The 21,533-nt window shown below is 71.1% G+C and carries 11 protein-coding genes; 5 read left to right on the plus strand and 6 right to left on the minus strand.

What is annotated here, in order from left to right; all coding sequences use genetic code 11:
• Nucleotides 1-138: 138 nt before the first annotated feature.
• The 5 genes from ACFWY9_RS08700 to eccCa form a co-directional block, all read right to left on the minus strand.
• Complete coding sequence (locus ACFWY9_RS08700) at nt 139-1,353, minus strand: hypothetical protein (protein WP_378325510.1); 1,215 nt, start codon at nt 1,351-1,353, stop codon at nt 139-141.
• Nucleotides 1,354-1,367: 14 nt separating this feature from the next.
• A complete protein-coding gene (locus ACFWY9_RS08705; RefSeq protein ID WP_378325509.1) occupies nt 1,368-1,853 on the minus strand; it encodes a hypothetical protein in 486 nt (161 codons plus the stop codon).
• A 10-nt stretch (nt 1,854-1,863) separates the two neighbouring features.
• On the minus strand, nt 1,864-3,276 hold the full coding sequence (locus ACFWY9_RS08710; protein WP_378338552.1) for a hypothetical protein: 1,413 nt from the start codon (nt 3,274-3,276) through the stop codon (nt 1,864-1,866).
• A 3-nt stretch (nt 3,277-3,279) separates the two neighbouring features.
• The gene (locus tag ACFWY9_RS08715) at nt 3,280-3,711 is read right to left on the minus strand and encodes a hypothetical protein (RefSeq protein WP_378325507.1); all 432 of its coding nucleotides are present in this window, start codon (nt 3,709-3,711) and stop codon (nt 3,280-3,282) included.
• A 69-nt stretch (nt 3,712-3,780) separates the two neighbouring features.
• Complete coding sequence (gene eccCa, locus ACFWY9_RS08720; RefSeq protein ID WP_378325506.1) at nt 3,781-7,752, minus strand: type VII secretion protein EccCa; 3,972 nt, start codon at nt 7,750-7,752, stop codon at nt 3,781-3,783.
• A 155-nt stretch (nt 7,753-7,907) separates the two neighbouring features.
• Here eccCa and ACFWY9_RS08725 point away from each other — a divergent pair, with 155 nt between their 5' ends.
• Nucleotides 7,908-8,258, plus strand: coding sequence for a hypothetical protein (locus ACFWY9_RS08725; protein WP_378325505.1), 351 nt, complete (start codon nt 7,908-7,910; stop codon nt 8,256-8,258).
• Between the two features lie 29 nt (nt 8,259-8,287).
• Nucleotides 8,288-8,584, plus strand: coding sequence for a hypothetical protein (locus ACFWY9_RS08730; RefSeq protein ID WP_378325504.1), 297 nt, complete (start codon nt 8,288-8,290; stop codon nt 8,582-8,584).
• Between the two features lie 89 nt (nt 8,585-8,673).
• On the opposite strand, the gene mycP is transcribed toward ACFWY9_RS08730, so the two are convergent.
• Nucleotides 8,674-9,954, minus strand: coding sequence for a type VII secretion-associated serine protease mycosin (mycP, locus tag ACFWY9_RS08735; RefSeq protein WP_378338553.1), 1,281 nt, complete (start codon nt 9,952-9,954; stop codon nt 8,674-8,676).
• A 119-nt stretch (nt 9,955-10,073) separates the two neighbouring features.
• Here mycP and ACFWY9_RS08740 point away from each other — a divergent pair, with 119 nt between their 5' ends.
• From ACFWY9_RS08740 to ACFWY9_RS08750, 3 genes are read left to right on the plus strand one after another with little or no spacing between them, the layout of a single operon-like run.
• Nucleotides 10,074-10,451, plus strand: a complete 378-nt coding sequence (locus tag ACFWY9_RS08740) for a YbaB/EbfC family nucleoid-associated protein (RefSeq protein ID WP_378325501.1) — start codon at nt 10,074-10,076, stop codon at nt 10,449-10,451.
• The gene (locus ACFWY9_RS08745; protein WP_378325500.1) at nt 10,451-10,810 is read left to right on the plus strand and encodes a hypothetical protein; all 360 of its coding nucleotides are present in this window, start codon (nt 10,451-10,453) and stop codon (nt 10,808-10,810) included. The genes ACFWY9_RS08740 and ACFWY9_RS08745 overlap by 1 nt, the downstream gene beginning before the upstream one ends.
• A 9-nt stretch (nt 10,811-10,819) precedes the next feature.
• On the plus strand, nt 10,820-21,523 hold the full coding sequence (locus ACFWY9_RS08750; RefSeq protein WP_378325499.1) for a hypothetical protein: 10,704 nt from the start codon (nt 10,820-10,822) through the stop codon (nt 21,521-21,523).
• Nucleotides 21,524-21,533 lie beyond the last annotated feature (10 nt).

Consider the following 21,533-nt stretch of genomic DNA (forward strand, 5'->3'; position numbering starts at 1 on the left):
TGGGGGGCCCGCCTACTGCCTGCGGGGCGGGGGGCGCGCGGCGCCCGGGCCCCCCGCGGCGGCGGGCCCCCCCCGCCCCCCCCCCCCCCGCCCGCCCCCCCCCCCCCCCCCCCCCGGGGCAGGGTCACCGCGAGCCGATCAGTCGCTCGCTTCGATGAGCTCCACAGTGCCGGTGCCCGACTCGCTCAGGCTGTAGGGGCGGTGGGCGAAGCCCTCCTGGCCGGTGCCGCCCGCCCGGCCGCGGAGCGCAGCCGTCACCCCGTCGTTGCCGGTGGCCCGCCGCCGGCCGCCTGCCGACTGGCCGTCCGCGTTCTCGGCGGTGCCGGGGCGCAGGGTTCCCGCGGAGCCGGAGGCCGGGTTGTGCGGCGTCATCGGGGGCACCATCCCGCCCGTGCTGCCCCGGCCCGAACCGGCCGCGGCGCCCGAGGCGACCCCGGAATCCGCGCCGGAGCGCTTCCCCGTCCCTGCCCGCACCGCCGGGATCGCACCGAGCCCGCTGTTCGCCGCGCCGAGGGCCCCGAACGGCAGACCCGACGACGCCGGGGCCGAACCGGCCGGGGACAGGCCCGGCAGCCCACCTGCCGAACCGGCGGCGAGATCACCCGGGGTCAGGGAGCCCGGCCCCAGCCCGGCCAGTGACGGCCCCTGCCAGGACGCCCAGTCCTGCGGATTCCAGCCCACCGCCTGCGTGCCGTCCGAAAGACCGGGAACGTCGGGCAGCTTCGGCAACGTCCCGCCGCCACTACTACTGCCGCCGATCCCCGCCGCCTGCGCGAGGCTCTGCACCTCGGTCAGCAGATTCACGGCCGCGTCGGCGGTCTTGACCGCGTCGGCCGAGGAGATGTTGAAGTTGGGGATGAGATCCGCCGGGTTGGTGGCGCCGGCGGCCTGGCAGACCGACAGCATGACGCCGTCATAGTGCCCGCCCAGCGTGTTCATCGCCATCGCGGAGTTCTGCCAGGCCTGGATGGCCAGACCCCAGGTGAGCGGATTCATCCGCGTCGCCAGGTATTCGTCGAAGAAACCCTGCACGGCCAGCTGCGTCGCGGGCAGTGTGTCGGCCAGTGCGTTCAGCCGCGTCGTCACCTGGGACGCCGCGATCCGGTCGCTCCACATGGTCAGGTCGGCGATCGACCGCCCGACCTTGGCCTCGAAGGAATCCGCGGCCTTGTCCCGCCAGTCCGCCAGCGTCAGGTCACCCGCGTTCCGCCGCAGGTCCGCGGCCGCGGTCTGGCTCCAGGAATGCACTTCCTGCCACATGGCGGCCGCACTGCGGAGCGTGGGAATGTGCGCCTGCTCGGCGCTGATCATCGCGATATGCGCCTCGGGGGGCAGCACGTTGTAGGGAATCACCGGTCATCTCCTCTTCAGACGCTCTTCTGCGCGGGGTGATTCGCCGACGGACCGCCGGACGACGGGGTGCCGGTGGTGCCCGCCTGCTGATCGCCGCCGCCCGGCGTGGTTCCCGTCGCGTCGGTGCCCGGGGTTTTCCCGCCACCACTGCCTCCGGACAGCTGCTTCACGACGCCGAGGCCCTTGTCGGCCAGTTTCACCGTGGAAGTGGCCAGGTCGATGCTGTTGATCAGGTCGGTGGCGCTGTACTTCGCCGCGGCGGCCTTGACCTTCGCGGAAATGGTGGTCATGTCCTCGCTGGTGTTGGCGATGTAGGCGCCGGCCACCCCCGTGGCGGCCTTGTCCAGCACGGCCATCAGAATTCCCTCGATCGTCCCGGCCAATGCGGCCGGTTCGCCCAGCAGCCTGCCGAGCGAGGCAGGTGGCGCGGGCGCCTTCGTGTGCGCGGAGAACGTGGCCATGGCCTCCGGGTTGCCGTTGATGAACGAAGCGTCGGACATCTGCCCCTCCTCAGGTTCGGTAACTGCGTTCGGTGCCGGACGGGCCGACGCGCCAAAGCTCTTCGTCGAGCACTTCGACGGGCTCGCTGGGCACGGCCGGCGGTGGTTTCGGTTTCGGTTTCGGCTTCGTGGCCTTCGCCAGGGCCGGGGTTTCCTTGGTGTTCCTGCCCTTGCCGCCCTGCCCTTCCCGGCCGGACAGGACGACCCCGGCCCCGCTGCCGGGCTTGCGCGAGCGGACGGCGTTGACCTGTTCGGCCGCCCCTGGCCGGATACCGCCGGAAGCCCCGCGCCCCGCGCCGGACTGCGGCGGATACATCGGCGGCATGGCCCCGCTGCTGCCGGTTCCTGCGCCGCCCGTGGTGCCCGAGGCCGCGGGGACGGCCGCGCCCCCGGCGGTCCCGCCGCCGGACGACGGCGGCTGCGCCGGGTTCGTGACCGGGTTGCTGTCGAGACCGCCGAGCCCGGTGGCGCCCCCACCGAGTCCCCCGCCGCCGGCTCCCCCACCACCGGCCGACGCCAGCCCGGGAAGTCCCGGATCCGCTTGCGGCACAAGGGAATCAGCGACGGCGGCGGGATCGATGGGGTGATACAGGTCCGCCGGGTCGAACGTGCCGCCGACCGGGTTGGGCACGTTTCCGGTTCCCCCGGACGCGTTCTTGGCGAGGTCGAGCAGCTTGCTCGCCACGTCCACCGCGTTCTTCGCGGTCACGAGCGGGGATTCCGGGGAGTTCTCCTTGGTCTTGGTGGGATCGTTGGGGTTGGGAGCGTTCTGCGGGCCGGGGGTCTCCTCGGGGTTCACCGCGTTCGGGTCGGCACCGCCCGAATCCGACACACCGGGCGCCGGGCCCGGCCCTGGGCCCGGAGTGCCGTCCGGTCCGGACGAGGGCACCGCGGCCAGCGGCACCCCGGACAGGGACCTTCCGGTCGCCGCGCGCAGCTTGGCGGCCGCGTCGTGGTACGCCGGGGTCAGCAGGTTCATCACCCAGGCGACCGCGTCCCTGGCGTCGGTCTTGTCCTTGTCCGACGCGTTGGCGGGCAGCGTCTGCACCCGGTCGTCCGCGTAGCGCCGGACGTTGCAGATGCCGTCCGCGAGGGACGTGAGCGCCCGGACGATGTCGTCCGTGGTGGCGGTGGTCGCCCACGGCGCCCCCGACTCGGGACGCGTGATCCCGCCGTCGGTCCAGGACCGCGCGACGGCGACCACCTTGCCGACCTCGCTGTCGAAGGTGGTGCCCGCCAGGTCCTTCCAGGACTCGCCGAGAGTGGTCCGGAGGCTCGCCAGCAGCCCGGCCCGCGAGTCCAGCCAGACGCGGCTCGCCTTCCACATCGCGGCGGCGGAAGTGAGCAGCGGGGCGTGCTGCTCCGCTTCCGCGACGATCATGGTGTGGAGTTCGTCGAGGGAGAGGGAACGATAGTCGATCATGGCCTACTCGTTGCCAGGGGACTCGAGGGAGGGCAGGACCCGGGGCAGGCCCTCGCCGGTCATCCCGGCGAAGGCGGTCCGGGTGTAATCGTCGAACGCGGCCCTGGCGATGTCGCGTTGGTTGGCGTCATCGGTGAAGTGGTAGGAGGTTCCGGCCTTGTGCGCGAAAAGACCCAGCGCGCTCGTGGCTTCCTTGAACCGGGTGAGGAACTCGTAGAGCTGGACAGTGGTCTCGTTGTCGGCGGCGAGTACCTCTTCGTGCCCGTTCATCCCGCCACCACACTGCCCGCCGCCCCGGCCGGCGACCTCCTTGGGCAGTGCGTCCCGCGCCAGGCTCACCGCGTTGTCGGCGAACCGCAGCATCGCCTTCGGGATACCGTCCATTTTGTCCGGTGGTGCCATCATGCGCTCCTGACTCGACTCGTCGCTGTCCACTCAAACACCGCGGGGGCGTGGCGGACGGGCGGCGGCAGGAACCCGCCATCCGCCGCCGCGATCCCCGCGCTAGTCCCGCGGCGGCTGCCAGGCCAGCTGCACCAGGCCCTTGTTCCCCCGCCGGTCGACCAGCCAGCCGCGGCCGGGCGGCAGTACCTGGGCACGCATCCCGCCGAGCAGCGGTCCCTCGTCCCGGTCGCCCGACATCATCAGACCGGGCGCGCCGACCTCGCGCAGCCGGTTCAGGAACGGCTCGTACAACCCCTTGCCCGCACCGCCGGAGCGGCGGGCCAGCACGACCCGGAGGCCGATGTCCGAGGCCTGCGCGGCGAGCGGGAGCAGCGGCATCAGCGGATGGTCCTTGTGCGTGGCCACCATGTCGTAGTCGTCGACGAGCACGAAGATTTCCGGCCCCTGCCACCAGTTCCGGGCCCGCAGCTGCTCGGGCGTGATGTCCGGTCCCGGCAGCCGCCGGGAAATCGCCGTGACCACCTCGTTCATCAGGGCGATGCTGTGCGCGTCGTTGGTGCCGGTCCCGAGCAGGTACTCGTCGGGGATCTCGCCGAGCAGTCCACGCCGGTGATCGATGAGCACGATCCTGGCCTGTTCGGGGGTGTGTGCCGCGCAGATGCGGCGGGCCAGTACCCGCAGGAACGAGGTCTTGCCGCATTCGGTGTCGGCCAGCACGAAGAAATGCGGGTCCTTGGCGAAATCCAGCCGCATCGGCGAAAGATCGTGCTCGTGGATGCCGACCGCGAGCCCGGCGCCGGGCCCGGTCCGGACGTCGGCGGCGGGGAGTTCCTCGTGGGGGAGCACCCCGGGGAGCAGCCGCACCGGTGGCGCGGCCTCGCCCGGCCAGGCCCGCGCGATCGCCTCGACCAGGCCGCCGATCCCGTCGGCAAGGTCCCCGGCGCCGGTCACGCCGTCGATGCGCGGCAGGGCGACGAGCATCTGGTGCTTGCTCATCGCGAGTCCCCGGCCGGGGCAGTCCGCGGGCACGCCCATCGCGGCGCGCCGGTCGATGATGGAGTCGATGGGATCGCCGATCTTCAGCTCCAGCCTGCTGGTGAACAGGTCCCGGACGTTCATCCGCAGGTCGAACGAGCGGGAGCAGCCCGCCACCACGTGCACGCCGTAGGCGAGCCCGCGCGCAGCGATGTCGCCGATCAGGTCCTCCTGCTGGTCGAAGTCGTTGCGCAGGGTCAGCCAGCCGTCGATGACGAGGAACACGTCGCCGTGCGGATCGTCGGCGAATTCGCCGGCCGCCTTCCTCGCCCGGTAGGTGACGATGCTGTCGATCTTGTGCTCGGCGAACCGCCGTTCGCGTTGCGCGAGCAGCGTGGCGACCTCGGCGACGGTACGGCGGACCGCGCCGGTGTCCAGCCGGCCCGCGACACCGGCGACATGGGGCAGGCCGTCCAGCGCGGCGAGCGTGCCGCCACCGAAGTCGAGACAGTAGAACTGCGCCTCGCGCGGGGTGTGGGTGAGCGCGAGGCTGAGGATCAGTGTGCGCAGGGCGGTGCTCTTGCCGGTCCGCGGCCCGCCGATCACCACCACGTGGCCCGCCGCCCCGGACAGGTCCAGGGTCAGCGGATCGCGCCGCTGCTCGAACGGCCGGTCCACGATGCCGAGCACCGGACGCAGCGCGCCTGCCAGCTCGGTCGAATTGGCGGTCAGCCCGCGCTCGCGATGGGTGACCAGCTCGGGCAGCAGCTGGTCCAGGGTCGGCGGCTCGTCCAGCGGGGGCAGCCACACCTGGTGCGCGGGCGTGCCCCGGCCGACCAGCTGATCGACCATGATGTCCAGCAGCGTCTCGCCGATCGCGGTGTCGGGATCGGGCACGGGTTCGGCGGCGGTGTCCTCGGCCTCGAGCGCCGGCGCGTGGTAGGCGGTGGTGTATTCGTGCAGTGCCAGGTGTTCCGGCGCGCTGACGGACGTGCCGGACCGGCTGATCCGCCGGTGCACGCCGGAGACGTAGGCGGAGCGGAACCGCACCATCGACTCCGTGCCGATCTTGAGGAAGCCGTTTCCGGGCGCCCTGGGCAGTTTGAACGCGTCGGGGACGCCCAGCACGGCCCTGCTCTCCATCTCGGAGAAGGTCCGCAGGCCGATCCGGTAGGACAGGTGGCCTTCCAGCCCGCGCAGCCTGCCCTCGTCCAGCCGCTGCGAGGCGAGCAGGAGGTGCACGCCGAGCGAACGGCCCAACCGTCCTATCTGGACGAACATGTCGATGAAATCCGGCTTGGCGGAGAGGAGTTCCGAGAACTCGTCGCAGATCACCACGAGGGTGGGCACCTCGGGCAGCGGCGCGCCCGCCTGACGGGCCTTCTCGTAGTCCCGCAGCGAGGAGAAGTTCCCGGCCGCGCGCAGCAGTTCCTGACGCCGGATCAGCTCGCCGTTGATCGCGTCGGTCATCCGGTCGACGAGATGGAGTTCCTCGGCCAGGTTCGTGATCACCGCGCTCGTGTGCGGCAGCTTGTCCAGCCGGGTGAAGGTCGCGCCGCCCTTGAAGTCGATCAGCGCGAAGTTCAGTGAGCTCGGTGGATGCGTGACCGCGAGCGCCAGCACGAGCGTCCGCAGCAGCTCCGACTTCCCGGAGCCGGTGGCCCCGATCAGCAGACCGTGCGGGCCCATGCCCTCCTGGGCCGACTCCTTCAGGTCGAGGTCGATCGGCGTGCCGTCCTCCTGGATGCCGAACCGGATCCGCAACCGGTCCCGGTTCGGCCGCAGCACCCACGTTTCGTCCGGGTCGAGGTCATAGGGATCGCCCAGTCCCAGCAATTCGGCGAGGCCCAGCTCGGAACTCATCGGCGCGTCCCCCCGGATGCCGGAGCTGAGCCGCAGCGGCGCGAGCTGCCTCGCCAGCCCTTCGGCGGCGACCGGGTCGAAGAAGTCCGCCTCGCCGAGGCGGGTGTTCCCCTCGGCCGTCCGGCTGGACAGGCTGCCGTCGTCGGCCACCTCCAGCACCACCGCGGACCGGTCCAGCGCCCGCGGCGGAGCGGTGGTCAGATCGACCACCGTGACGCCCTCGACGCCGCCGCCGGTCATCAGGTGATCGGATCCGGCGGACATCCCGCCGTCCAGGACGACGACCAGATACGGACCGGGCACGCTGACCTGTTCCGCGGGGTCGAACCGCGGGCGGGCGCCCAGTTCCTCTTCCAGGATCGACTCCAGCGCGGAAATGGACGGGGCGACCAGGCGCAGCGGGCCGAGCGCGTCGGAGCGCACGGGGTGTAGGGCGTGCGGAAGCCACTTCACCCATTCCCAGTCGGCGCGGCGGTCCTCGCTCACACAGACCGCGACGCGCAGATCCTCGGGTGACTGCAGGACGGCCAGCTGGGCCAGCACCGCACGCAGCATGCCCAGCGCGGCCTCGCGGTCCCCCTGAAGATAGACGCGGCTGAACCCGTTGACGGCGATCGCCAGCGGAAGCCCGTCGGCGGTGCTGTAGGTCGTGAGGAACCGGCGCAGCGCCAAGGCGGACAGCGGCTCGAGTTCTTCCAGCGGCAGGGTGTCCGGGGCGACGAGAGTCAGCGCCGGGCCCTGCGCACCACGGCCGATCCGCGCGACGGCGAAGTCCTCGTCCTCCTTGCGGCGCTCCCACAGCCGGTAACTCGCCACGAGCGACCACAACGCCGTGGGCTCCGGATGCAGGTAGTCCAGGGCCGCGCGCTGACGGCGCACCGCCCGGCGGAGCCGCAACCGGTGCTGAGACAGGTGCCGCAGGTACTTGCGCCGCGCCTGCCCCATTTCGCGTTTGCTCGGGCCGCCGCCCTGCAGGACGCCGACGGCGATCATCCCGAGCATCCCGACACCCATCAGCCCGTAGACCGCGAACCGCGCGGCGCCGGCCATGCCGCCCGAATACAGCAGCACGGTCGACGCCATCATCGCGACCATCGGCAGCACCATGAACACCTGCGCCCACTGCCGCCCCGGCGGGGCCGGGATCGCGGGCGGTGGTTGCAGGATCAGTTCGCCGGCGGGCATTTCCGGGGCCTGCTTCCGGGCGGGCCGCTTGACCAGGACAGTCGCCATGCCCACATCGTCGGTCACGCGGGAGCGGAGCCGGCCCTCGTGGCAGGAACGTGCCGTGCGGCCGGATCGGCCGTCCCGGCGAACTAGCGTCGGCGGGGTGAGGACGCGCCCCGGCCTGCCGGAAAGCGCCTCACGGTAACGGAACGGAGGGTGGTATGTCAGGTTTCGACTTCATCAACGGTGATCCCGACCAGATGCGCCGGGTCGCCGACAACTGGCGTCAGCACTGCGAGGACGTCGCGGGCCGGAACGCCCGCCTCAACGGTGGCAACACCGGCCTGGAGGCGGTGTGGAAGGGCCAGGGTGGCCGCATGTTCCAGGGCATCGAACCGGAGAGGTTCAGCCAGAACAAGGGGCTGACCACCACTGGGGACAGCCTGGCCGACACCATGGTGTCCTCGGCGACCCGGTACTTCGAGAACGATTCCGAAAACGGCCGCACGCTCGCCTCGGCCGGGGACTTCCACATCGACAGCGGGGCGATCAGCGCCGCCATGAACGTCTGATCGGTTCTCAGTAAGGAAAGGAGACAAACGTGTCCAACGACCAGATCCTGATGCATTTCGAACCGGTGCTGGGCCAGGTCGAGGAAATGCAGAAGACCGGCGGCCTCGACAGCGGGTCGTTCACCGACGTGTACCAGCACGCCAAGGACGCCAACGCGTCCTTCTTCTCCGACGGCAACGGGGAGGCGATGGTGGCGCGGCAGGGTGTGTACCACAAAGCCGCGAACGAATACCTCGACCAGGTCTCCCTGCTCAGCGGGAAGACCGCGGACTCGGTGTACCGTTCGCAGGACTGCGTGCAGGGTTGCGCGGCCACGTGGACGTGATCGGCGATTCCTCCCGCTGACAGCGCGCCCCGCACGATCGCGGGGCGCGCTTTCCTTTCTTTGTCCATTCTGGACTAGTCTATTGAGGACTAGGGGAACAGTGAAACCTGTTCGGGCGCCTCGGTTCCGGCGGGGTCGATGGGCACGGCCGGTGCCAGCGCGGGCCGCCACCCTCGCCGGCGGCCACGGCGCACGACGGCGACGGCCATGGCCACCAGCACCATCGCCCCGATCACCCCGGCCGCCAGCCACAACGCGGCGGACGTCGTGTCGCGCTCCCGCGCGGCGCGCGCCAGCGCGGCGTGATCCGCCGGCGCCGGGTGGTAGGCCGGAAGACCCGCCGCCGGGGCGAAGTCCGTCCCGTCGGTGACCGCGCGGTACGGGTTCACCAGGCCCGCCCCGTAGGCAGCACTCGCCTGACCGCCCCGGGCGGGACTGGCAGTGGCCTTCAACCGCCGAACGACCTCCGCGGCGGACAACCGCGGCCAGGCGGCTCGCACCAGCGCCGCCGTCCCCGCGACGAAGGGCGTCGCGAAACTGGTGCCGTCCACGTAGGCGTGACCGTCCACTCGCGTCGCGGCCAGCACCTTCGCGCCCGGCGCGACAAGGCCGACGTACGGCCCGATCTGGGAGGTGGACATCCGTGCCCCGTTGATGTCCACCGCGCCCACGCCGAGCACGCCGGGATAGGCGGCGGGATACGAGGGCAGTTCCGTCGCCGTGCCCTGCTGCGCATTGCCCGCCGCCGCCACCACGACGACGTCGCGAGCCACCGCGTAGGCCACGGCGTCCCGGATGGCGGGGAAGTCCGCGGTGCCGGACAGGGAAAGGTTGAGTACCCGCGCGCCCTGGTCGACCGCGTAGCGGATGCCGTCGCCGATCGACTGGGGGCTGATCCGCAGGGACTCGCCCCGGTCCCCGATCTCGCGGTCGCTGACCCGCACCGGCAGGATCACCGCGTCCGGGGCCACGCCGTGGAAACCGACGCCCGGCAGGGCACCGCCCGCGATGATGCTCGCCACGGCGGTGCCGTGGGAATCGCAGTCGAAGTTGCCCGGCAGGTTCCGCGCCGCCACGAAATCCCGGCCGGGGAGCACCTTGCCGGGCTGCCGCAACTGCGGATGGCCGGCGTCCACTCCGGAATCGACCACGGCCACCGGCACCCCTCCCCCGCGGCTGTGCGGCCAGGCCGCCTCGGGCGCGAGCATCTGCTGCGCCCAGGGCTGGGCCGCGATCTCGGGATGCGCCGGTTGGGCGTCGTTACAGGCTCCCGCCGGGGGCGCCGCCCGTGCCGGGCCCCCGCCGAGGGCGAACTGGAGCGTCGCCATCGCGACGACGGTGAGGATCGAGGCCGGACGGTGTCGGTTCACCCTCGCGATACTGCGGCAGTCCCGTCCCGGTGACCGCAGCGTGGCAGCAACAGGTCATCCGGCGGACCGGGACCGATCTTCGCGCCAGACTGGTGCCCGGACGAGAAAAGGGGGCCGGCATGGACACACCGCTCCACCTGAGCATGTACGGCGAGTACCAGCGGATGGCCGAAGACGTCCGGGCCGCGCAGGCCCGCGTGACCGAGATCCGTACCGAGGCCACTTCCGAGGACGGGACGATCACCGCGATCGCCGGCGGTTCCGGGGAACTCGTCGAGCTGCGGCTGGATTCCCGGATCTACCGGACCCCGGATTCCGACCAGCTCGCGACCGACATCACCGCCGTCGTCCACCAGGCGGCGCACCTCGCCCGGCAGGAGACCTTCGAGATCCTGTCCGGCTTCCTGCCGCCCGGCGCCCGCCCGGAAACGACCGACCTGCGGGCCGATCCGCTGTTGCACGAACTCGACCGGCAGGTCGCGGGGAGGGAACGCTGATGGCGCCGCCGGACGAACGCGGAATCACCGTCACCAACGCCGACGGCCTCATCGACATGTATCCCGACGCGACCGAGCGGGTGTTCCGGGCACTGGACATGATTCGCCAGACCTTCAGCACCACGCTGCCCGCCATTCGCGAGGTCCTGGAGCGGGAAATGACACTGGGGAACGGGAAACCGGGCGAGATGTTCATGGACAACTACCGCAAGCCCGCGGTCGAGACCTTTCGTTACGCCAACCAGACCCCGCGAGTGCTCGACCACTACGCGCAGAACGGCCTCGGGCAGGTCACCGAGTACCGGACAGCGGACGCGAAGAACGCCGCCGGCCTGCGGGCGCAGCAGCCCGGAAACTAGGACCAGGTCATGGCCGACCCGAGTGACATCCAGGAACCGAGCGACGAACTCTTCATCCGGGTCAAGAAGATCTGGGGAGTGGACGCGGTCTGGCCACGCGACAGCGAAGGGGACGCGCAGAAACTGGGCGAGGCCTGGGAATCCCTGGCGACCGCGTTGACGAAGCTGGCGACCGACGGCCAGGCACAGCTCAAGGATCTTCACGAGGCATGGCAGGATCTCGCCGGCGTCGCGGCCTACGACTCCCTTCGCGCCCTCTTCGCGGGATCCGACGGCAAGAGCGGCATCCAGGCGCTGGCCGGCCAGTGCACCCAGCTCGCCGAGTTGTGCAAGGGATACGCCAAGCAGATCTCCGACATGAAGGGCGAGATCATCGCGGATCTCGCCATCAACGTCGCACTGTTCGCCCTGTCCTTCGCACTGGCCGGACCAGCGGGCGAGGCCTTTTTCGCGGCCCGGTTCGGTGCCATGATCGCGGCGAGGATGGCGCAGTTCGCCGAGGCCGTCGAGGCGATGGGCGCCGGGCTCAGGTTCGGGTTGCAGGCCGGGATGAACGCGGGTTTCGGCGCGCTCGCCGGCGGGCTGGGCAACCTCGCGGGCCAGGAACTGAGCAACCTTCGCGGCTACGGACCCATCAACTGGGACAACGTCGGACACGCCGCGGGCGCCGGTGCCGTCGCGGGCGCCATCGCGCACGGGGTCTTCACCGGGGCCGGAAAACCGCTCAGCACGGGCGTGACCCGGTTGGCCGGCAAGGCGCCGGGGATCTCCGACACCGTGGCGGGCCAGATCGGCAACATCGCCGGGGTGGCCGCGACGGGTGCGGGCGCCGGCGCGGCGACCGCCGCGGTCTTCGGTCAGGACGCGATCGACGGCGCGATCGGCGGTGCGGCCATCGGGGGCAGCGCGGCGCTGGCCATCCACGGCGGGCGCAACACCTACGAGCACGTCACCGGCAACAAGGCGAACTCCCTGCAGGACTTGATCAAACCTCCCGGCGGGGGCGACGGCGACCCGCCGGGCCCCGGCGCGAGCCGCTCGGCCGGAGGGGATCCCCCACCCGCAGGGACATCGGAACGGCACAGCCCCGGAACCGCCGAGAACGCACAGACCGGCGCGGCATCACAGCATTCCGCTCAGGAAACCGCCCAGCACGGTGAAGGACCGGTCGCCCGCGCGGGCGCGCAGGGCGCCGATCACCCGGGGGCGACGCAGGAAACCACCGTGGCCGAGAACCGGCAAACCGCCACGCCGCCCGGTCACGAGACCACCGCGAACGCCGGGCCGCCGACCGGGGAAACCGTCTCGAACGCGGTGCCGCGGACGACGGCTCAGATGCCCGCGGCGACGACGGTCGAAAATGTCCACAGTGGATCCTCGACCGTCTCGCACGGGACGAACTCGTCCACCGTCCCGGCGAAGTCCGCGAGCGTCGAGCCCCCGGTACGGCAGTCAGCGAGCGGAGACACTCCAGCACAGCAGGCATCGGCCGCGGAGACGTCCAAGACCCAGCAGGCGGCGAGCCGGAACACGGAGAGTCCGGAGCAGGCGTCCCCGAAGCCGAAGCAGGGAGAGCAACCCGGCAAGGGCGGCGAGCAACCCGCCAAGAGCACGGAAACCGCCACCCCACCGGAGAAATCCGCACCGGCGGCGGCCAAGCAGCCTGCCGAGGGCCAAGCGGAAACGCGCGGCCGGAACGGCCGCTCGCAGCAGGCGGTACTCCAGCCGGGCGAGAATCCGAAGGCCACCCCCGGCCCGGCGGTGGCCGAGCGGGCCGAGGCCCGGCCGGGAGAGCGCGAATCCGGCAGCGACGACAAGCGCGGCTCCGCCCCGGAGCCACCGAAACCGTCCGAACACACCAGCGCAGGGCGTGGCCCCGACGGTGCCGAGCCGCGCGGACGGCAGGGCGAGCGCGGGCTGGTCGTCGAGAAGATCACCACACCGGAGCCGCTGACCCTGGCGGACGGGACGAGCCACACACTGCCCGCCGGAAGCGAGATAGTGCGGGACAGGGCAACGCGCGAAACGGTCGCGTACCGGCAGACGACCGGCGAAGACGGCAAACCGCTCGCCAAGCCCGCCACGTTCTTTCCCACCCACGACGGCGTCTGGGCCAGGACGGAAAAGCCGCTGGACCCGGCGATGCACGAGGCGTGGCTGGCGAACGCGAACTACTCGCACGAGACCGCCCGGCTCCTGGACGACCTCGGCAAGCGCTACAGCGAAGACCTGCCCAAACGCGAACGCCTGAACAACCTGCGCTGGCACGAGCTGAAGAATCTGCTGCGCGGTAGTGCCGACGATGTGGCCGCCGCGATTTTCGAGGCGATCCGGCGGCGGGAGGGGATCTTCCTGCGCTGGACGCAGTTGTCGGCGGCGGACGCGCTCGGCAGCGGCAAGATCGTGAACATGGCCGCGGGCGAGGGCAAGTCCTATGTGTACCTGGTGCACGCCGTGCGTGAGGCGATGCGGAACGGCGTCGACGCGGTGAACGTGATCCAGACCCGCGGCCATCTGGCCGACCGGGAACTGGAACGGTACCGCAAGGTGCTGGGCAAACTGGACATCGACGTCCACCGGATCACCCCGGACGAGCCGATGCCGGTGCCCGAACCCGGCAGGCCGACGATCTACATCGGCACCCAGCAGGAGCTCGAATTCACGGTGCTCAAGCAGAAACAGGTTCCGGGCCAGGTCGCGGACGGTTCCAACAAGATCCACGCCGTCGTCGACGAAATCGACGAAGCGTTCGTCTACTCCGACACCAAATACGTCCTCAGCGAGGGCGCGGACCAGCTCGCCCCGCCGGAAATCGCCCAGGAAGTCCACTGGGCCCAGGAATTCCTCGACACCAACCTGACCCGGGAACATTTCAGCCCCGCCGGGGGCCGCGAGGGACAGCTTCTCGCCCTGAACAAGGCCGGCGGGATCAAGGTGGTGGAACTGCTGGGCGAGGCGCCGCCGGTCAAGCTGGCCCAGCGGCTGAACATGGCGGCCAACGCCAAATGGATATTCGAAAAGGACGTCCACTACATCGTCGACGACGGGGCGCACCCCAAGGGCCCCGGCGCGTCCGGGCCCGAGGGCCCGTCGGTCAAGATCATCGACCCGGTCACCCACGAGGTCCTCTACGACCCGAAGACCGCGACGGAGAGCCGGTGGAACGGCGGGCTGGCCCAGGCGGTCGAGGCCAGGGAAGGCCTGCCGGTCCGCGACGACCCGATCGGCCACAACGAGATCACCGCCGGAGAGACCTACGGCAAGGGCAAGCTGATCGAAAGCGTGACCGGCGCCTCGGGAACGGCCAATGGCCACGGGGAGCGTTTCAGCTCCCAAGGCCTCCCCGGCGAGGTCGCCGACACCCCCCGTTACTACAATTCGCGACTGCACCAGCTCGACGATGTCTTCACCTTGAACTCGGCCGAGAAACTGAAGACCATGGCGCAGGAAATCAAAGATTTCCAAACGAGCGAAGAGCGCCCCCAGCTCGTCCTGCTGCACCGCAACGACCTGGTCGGCAAACTTTCGGACCTGCTCACCAAGGACGGCGTCGAGCACGTCGCAGTCGACGCGAAACAGTTCACGAAATGGGGTACCAACCGGCCGGAGGAGTTCAAGAAGATCCTCGACGAGGCCGGCGGGAAACGCAAGGTGCTGGTGGTCAACATGCAGGGCGCCCGGGGTGTCGACATCAAGGTCGCTCCGGAGATGCAGGCGCAGGGCGGCCTGCGGGTCCGGGTCAGTGCCCGGTCCCCCTTCGCGGACATCGACATCCAGGCGGAGAACCGCACGGCCCGCAACGGGGAACCGGGCGACGTGGTCTATTACCCGTCCCTGGACGACGAAGTGTTCAGACTGGCGCCCGACGCCCAGGTCGAGCACGCGATCGTCAGGTACGAGAAGGCACACGCCGAGCACGAGAGCGCCGCCGCCGAACACAGCGCGAACCCCACCCCGGAGAACCGTCAGGCGCTCACCAACGCCGAACAGGAACTCTCCCATGCTGGAAAGGGGCTCACCGGCTCCCTTCCGCAACTGCGGACCCACGCCCTCGCGGGACGGATCGCGCTCCAGACGCTGCCCACCCACCAGCCCAACGCCCCGCCCGGCCCTGCCCAGCCCACCGGAGACCTCCCCACCGCGCCGGAGTCGAAGCCGCCCCAATCGCCGCGGCACACCCTGCTGACAGCTCAGCCGGGCGAACAGCCCGATTCGCCGATCGCACGGCCGGCGCCCGAGATCCGGCCGCAGTTGCCCGCCGCGGTGCACACCGTCGCGACCGAGCTCGCCGACCTGGTGGGACAGCACCACGCGGGGACGATCCTGACGCACCACATCGCCGAGATCGCGGCGGCGGGCCACGTCCCCGAGGGCGCCGGTCCCGCCGACCACCTGGCATCGCTGGCGGACCCGTCGCGGCAGGAGGAACTGCATCGGCGGCTGCGGGAGGCCGTCGCCCAGGCCAGGGCCGAGGGGCCCGGTCCGACGGCGCAGCTTGGCGAAAACACCGCCGCTCCAACGAATTTCAGCACTGTCCACGCCGTGATCGCCGGCGAGACCGGACCGGCGGTGCCGCAGACGACGGGCGAGCACCAGGGCCCTGCCGAGCAGGCCGCGGAATCACCGAAGCGGCCCGAACAGGCCGAAACGCCGGAACCCGGGCCGGTTCCGGCCTCCGAGGCTCAGCCCGCCACGCCCCAGCCCTCCACACCCCAGCCCGTCGCGAGCCCGGCACCCGCCGCCCCGCAGCCCGCCGCTGCCCTACCGCCGACCGGAACCCCGCCGGGCCGGGGATCCGAAGGCCCCACCTGGCCACGGCCGCGTTCACTGGCGAAGGCGTCTCGCCCGCTCACCGGCACCATCGAAATCCACGGTCCGCTCAGCACGGTCCGGGGCGCCCGGCAGAAGCGGACGGCCGAAGAGATTTCCCGCTCGCGGCTGCTGCCCGCGGCGACCGCGGCGGACGTGCGCGTCGTCGAGAACGTCCCGTTCCCCCTGCCCTCGGCGGACGCGGTGGTGCTCGAGGGTGCCGGGGTGCCGTTCGTCTTCCAGACCATCCACGTGCCGAACCTCGGCCACTCCACGGCGAAACCGATCACCTTCCAGGTCTATCTGGAAGCCACGTCGAGCCTGCCACTGCCCCGGGTCGTCCTGCGCCTGCCCGACTGGCTGACGCCGGACCAGGCGGTCCTGCCGATGGCACACGCGATGGCGGCGGGCGCCGCGATGGTGGCCGAACGAGCCCGCGGCGGCTTGGCCTCCCTCCACGAGCAGCACCTCGGCCATGACCTGTTTCCCGGTCAGGCACCGGTGCTCACGCCGACAGATCTGGGCCACATCGCCCAGATCGTCGCGCTGGGCAAGGAAATCGAGCAGACACGGTGGCGCGACCGGCGGCGGCTGCGGGCGCAGCTGGGACGGTTGCTGTCGGACCTCGGACTCGCCGAGGACGACCCGCACAGCAACGTCCGGCTGCGCGCGCTCGCCGGGTACGGCACCAGAATCCGGATGAACGCACCGCCCGAAGCACGCGACGCGGCGACAGCGGCCGACAGCGCGCTCATCATCGCCAACCGGTACCGGCCGGCCAAGGCGGTCAAGGGATACCGATCCGTCCACCGGCCGGTCGAGGACCCGGCCGTGGAAATCGGCTACCGCGTTCCGGTGGATGCCCACGCCCGGCCCTTCGGCCGCGCCGCCGCGGTCGGGGCGGCCGTGCGCGAGCACCTCGGCAAGGCCGGATCGCGGGCCGGGGTGCGGCTGGTCCCCAGCGGACCGGACCTGCGCTACGACGCCTTCGTCGGCGAGCGGAAGATCTTCACCGCGGTCTTCCACGTGCTGCCCGGCCGCACGCTCGAAACGACCGGTGTTTCGGTGCACCCCGGCAAGCAACTGCTGTCCGGCTACCTCCCCGCCCGGACGCGGCTACGGGACGTCGAGGAGGTCGTCAGCGCCGCGATCGCTTACGGGGCAAGGTATTTCACCACGGCGACCGCCGATCCGCACGCGCACACCCTGCACCGGGACACCGATCTGGACGCGCTGCCCCCGGGGCCGGCCGACCGCGCCTTCGAGGCCAGGATCGAGGTGCTCGGCGATCGCGTCGTCACCACCCCGGCGTGGCGGCCGTGGCGCAGGCGGCAGCTGGTCTCCCAGCTGCGCAAGCTGCTCGAACGGGCCGGGCTGGAAAAGCAGCTGCCGGGCTATTCCTACCGGGCGGGCTCGCTCGGCCCGCACGCCCGCGCGGTGGTGGACGAGTTCGCCAGGACCAGGTCCCACGCGGACTACCTGCCCACCTGGTTCCACGTCGGGACCGCGCTCTTCAACGAGTACCCGGCGATGCTGGCGATGGGCGTCACCTTCACCATCGCCGGCGCCGCGCAGAACCACGCGGGCAACGGCATCGGCTATCTCGTATACGGCCTGGTGGCCACCCTGACGGGTGCGGCACTGGCGCGGAACTACGACATCGCCAGCGACAAACAGGCTGCCAAGAAGAAGAAATGGGACGAGATCCGCGCCGCGGTCGACCATGGCCGCGCGCTGGCGGATTCGGTCAACAGCTGGCGCCGCGACCACCTCGGCCGGGCGCCGAAGCACAACGCCGAAGTGCCCTCCGCCGCGCAGCTCCAGGGCGAAGCCCCCGACATCGCCCCGAGCCTGACCCGGCGGTATCTCCGCTTCGGGACGCCCCGGGTGGCGGGCCTGGCAGCCGGGCTGGCCGCGGGCTGGCCGCTGGGCATCGCCGCCTCATCCGTGCTGGGCCTGCTGTTCGCGGCGCTCGCCACGACCGTTCTGCAGCCGCTGGCCGAGGGGATCAGCCGCCGCTCGCGCAAGGGTGCCGAGCTGGCCCAGCAGGACGACCTCCGGCGCACGCTGAACAGTTACGACATCGAGGAGATCAACGATCTGTACCGGCAGATCGAGCAGGCCTTCGCCGTGATCGACGGTCATCTCGCGGACACGCCACTGCCGGCGGACGTACTGGCCAGGCTGACACCGGTACCCGCCGAGCGCCCCGGCGTGGCCTACGACGTACGCGAGCCGGTGCTGGGGACGCTGAGTGCCTCGTCGGGCTTCATCCCCTATGTGCCCGATCCGAACAAACTCGCGCGTCCGTCGCCGAGCCTCAAGCCGATCGGGCCCATCCTGGAGCACCTCAACGCGCACGCGACCGTGGTGGCCTTCGATCTGGTACGGCTGGCCGTCGCGGGCAGTGTCTCCGCGTGGGCGGAGAACCGGCTGGCGGTGCGCGAGGTGAACAACAAGCTCACCCGGCTGGCCATGCGGATGCGGGCCGAGCGCGAAACACAGCTCCCGATGAAGACACAGGACCGGGACCAGCTGCTGCGGGACATCATCGTGCAGGCCCTGCGGATCGTGGCCGATTCCGCGCAAGCGAACCCGGCGGAGAACGCCTGGCTGCCGCCGGTCACGTCCCTGCCCCCGGAACTGGACCGGCTGTTCGGCACCATCCGGTCGCACGCGCCCCGGCTGCCGGACCCGGTTTCCCGGAAGGCTTCGGCGTCCCGGTGGTCCTACGCGGGATTCATCGCCACCAAATCGGCGGCCGCGGGCGCGGTCACGGTCATTCCGAGCGCGCTGCTCGGCATGCCGGGGTCGTATCTGCTCGGCGCGAGCGCGGCCGCGGTGGCCGGGCTGCTCGCGGTGGCGGGCAGGCCGTTCCACCGGATCAGGGAAATCCTCGTCGACGACCGGGCGGGCTCGCCCGTGGAGAAACAGAGCGACCAGGCCGCTCTCGAAAACCGCCACGTCCTCCAGCAGGTGCTGGAATCCGGGCTCAGGGGCTACGCGGAGAAGTACGGCGAGGCCCTGCCCGGCGCTCTGGTGGAGCGGGTTTCGCACTTCGTCACCTCGCACGAGCAGCCGACGCTGCCCGCGGTGACGCCGCTGGCCGAGTTCGAGCCCATCTCCTTCACCGACGAAAGCCTGCGGTCCGGGGAGTGGGCGCGGGAGGTCCGGGTCAGGCTGGCCTCGCTGGCACAGGCCATCGAGAACGAACTCCGCCTCTGGGGTTTCCGCCCCACGCTGGAACGCAGGCAGGCGTTGCTGCGGGACGAACTGCCCCGGCTCGCCGCCCGGGTGGAAACCCAGCTGGGCAAGTACGAAGGCACCGGCGACAGTCTCCTGGCCGACCGGCTGGCCACGGTGCTGCGGGACTACCTGCGTACCGGGGAAGGCGACTTCACCATGCAGGTGCAGCACGTGCTCTGGGAGCACGAGGCCGTGGACGTCGCGCTGGTCAGGGACCTGAAAACGCTGGCACGGCAGTACGAAAGCACCGGGCGGGGCGACCTCGGCAGGCAGCTGGTCGACCTGTTGTGGCGGCACGGCTACGACCGGGACCGCCAGCTCGTCGACCGGGTGGCCGAGCTGACGAACATCCGGTTCGGCGACGACCGGCTCGCCGCGCACCTGAAGATGCTGCTGCACTGGTACGAAACCGGGGGCGACGGCCACCTCGCCCGGCAGGTGCACACCCTGCTGCGGCGGCTGCCCCCGGGCACCGCGCTCCCCGGGCAGATCGCGAACCTGCTGCACCCGTTCGAGAACGAACGCGCTCGCGCCGCGCGCCTCGCGGTGGAGGCCATTCGCGAACTCAACGAACTCGTCGCGGAATACCAGAAAGCCAGTGATCCGGTGCGGTTCACCCGTGTCGACGACCCCGCCCCCGAACTCCCCGAACCGGTCTACCGGACGCCCGGTCAGCTGCTGATGGACAAGTTCGCCGAGGAGCTGAAGCCACCACGGACGGTCCTGGGTTCCCGTTATCTAGCGGACCGGCTCCCCGAGGACTGGGCGAAACGGCTGCGCGAGCGGGCAACGGACCTGCTGGCGGACGCCAGGAGGAGCGCGGCGCTCGCCGTCTGGGCCGGTGAGAAGACCGGGAAGTACACCCGGGTGGCGGCCACCGCCGACACGGCACCGCCCGCGGTGCTCGAGTCGCTCCTGCGCGACGAAGTCCCCCAACTGTCGAAGATCAACCCGAAACACAGCGAGTGGCTGCCGGGCCGCGAGCCGTACCGGACCAACTGCGTGCCCGCCACGAGTGCCTTCCTGCACGCGCTGGCGGGCTGGGACACCGGGGCCGTCGCGGCGAAGCCGGAGCGGGCCACCCTGGCCGCGCTCTGGCAGGAGGTGGGTGGCACCTGGCAAGCCCACGGCACCAGGTACGACAACGTCATCGCCGCGATGACCGGCCGCAAGGGGATGGCGGCGGCGCTGGCCGTCGTGTCGCGGGGGCGCCACGGCGAAAAGGTCCGGCACGTGAGCGCGGTGGTGGTGAGCGAGAAGACCGGGGTGCCGATCTTCGTGGATCCGCTGACCGGCTACGCGACGAAACTCCCCAGCCACCCCAAGGCGATCTACCTGCTGCCGGTCGACCTGGCGGCGCTGCGGTCGATGAAGGACGTCGAACTGCCGCCCGACGGGCTGGCGAAGCTGCCGGACGCCGAGCGGACGGCGGCCTACCACGGCCAACGGGGACGCGAGCTGTACGAGCTGGTGCGGCAGTCACCGCTGTTCAAGTCGAAGGGACTGCCCCCGCTTCCGGCCGCGCGGCCGGACACGACGCAGTATTTCGAGCGGCATCCGCTGTTCCAGCTCTGGGGACGATCGCCGCTGGCGAAGGCGAACCGGATGCACGCGCTGCCCGCGATCGACGCCGGTACCGCGTCCAGGGCGGAAGAGGCGAGGTTCCTCCGGGAAAACCACCCGGACTACGCCCAGCCGAACCCGCACTTCTACGGCACCGCCTGGCGCGACGACGGCTGGGTCGATCAGGGCTACCTCGCCCACTGGTTCGGCGGATTCTGGTTCCACCACCTCGATTCCTACGACAGCGTGATCGTCGCGATGGCCGACCGGCCGATCGGCGCGCGCGCCCTGATGCTGGTCGTCACCTCCGACGAACAGGGGGTGGAGGAACACCGGCTGGGCTACGTGGCCCACGGCCCGTACGGCGTCGCGTTCTTCGACCGGCAGCTCGGCCGGTTGCTGCACCTGCCGGAGTACCCGGACCGGCTCGCCCTGCTGCCCTACACCGACCCGTTCCTGCCGTGGCGGGACGCACCACCCGAGTATCAGCCCGCGCCGGGGAAGCTCTTCGTGCCGGATGCCCCACCGGCCCGCCACGACGAGGAGCCGCGGGCGGACGTACAACCGGCCGAGCCATCCCTTCCGTCCTTTGTGGACGATGTGCGGATCACACCGGCCGGTCCGCGTAACCGGCCCCGGCCGCCGATGCGCCAGGCACCGCATCCCTCCCGCCCGGATCCGTCCGGCCCGCCGCCCTCCAGCCCGCCGCCCTCCGGCCCGGGTCCGGACCACGGCCCGGAGGCGGCGAAACCGGCCAGGTACGGCCCGTACCACCGGGCGGAAAGCTCAAGCCAGTCACCGGAAGTGGCGAAGATGATGGTGGAATCGAACGAGCTCTGGGGGAAAGCCGCCCGGTTCGGCAACAGCGCCGTTGTCCAGGCGTGGAACGGCCCGCTGCCGGACGGCGACCGCGGCGTCGAGTTCTACACGGACGTCAAGCCGCGGTTCTACGGCACCAAGGTCTCGCTCCGGGAATGGCGGGAAGGCCAGAACGTCACCTTGGACGGCGACTACGTGAAAGTCGCCATCGTGGTCACCAAGAACACCCAGACGACGCCGGAGGCCGACGCGGGCGGAACGGCGGAAATCCCGTGACGCGCGAAGG

The organism is Amycolatopsis sp. NPDC059027, assembly GCF_042739735.1.
Lineage (GTDB): Bacteria > Actinomycetota > Actinomycetes > Mycobacteriales > Pseudonocardiaceae > Amycolatopsis.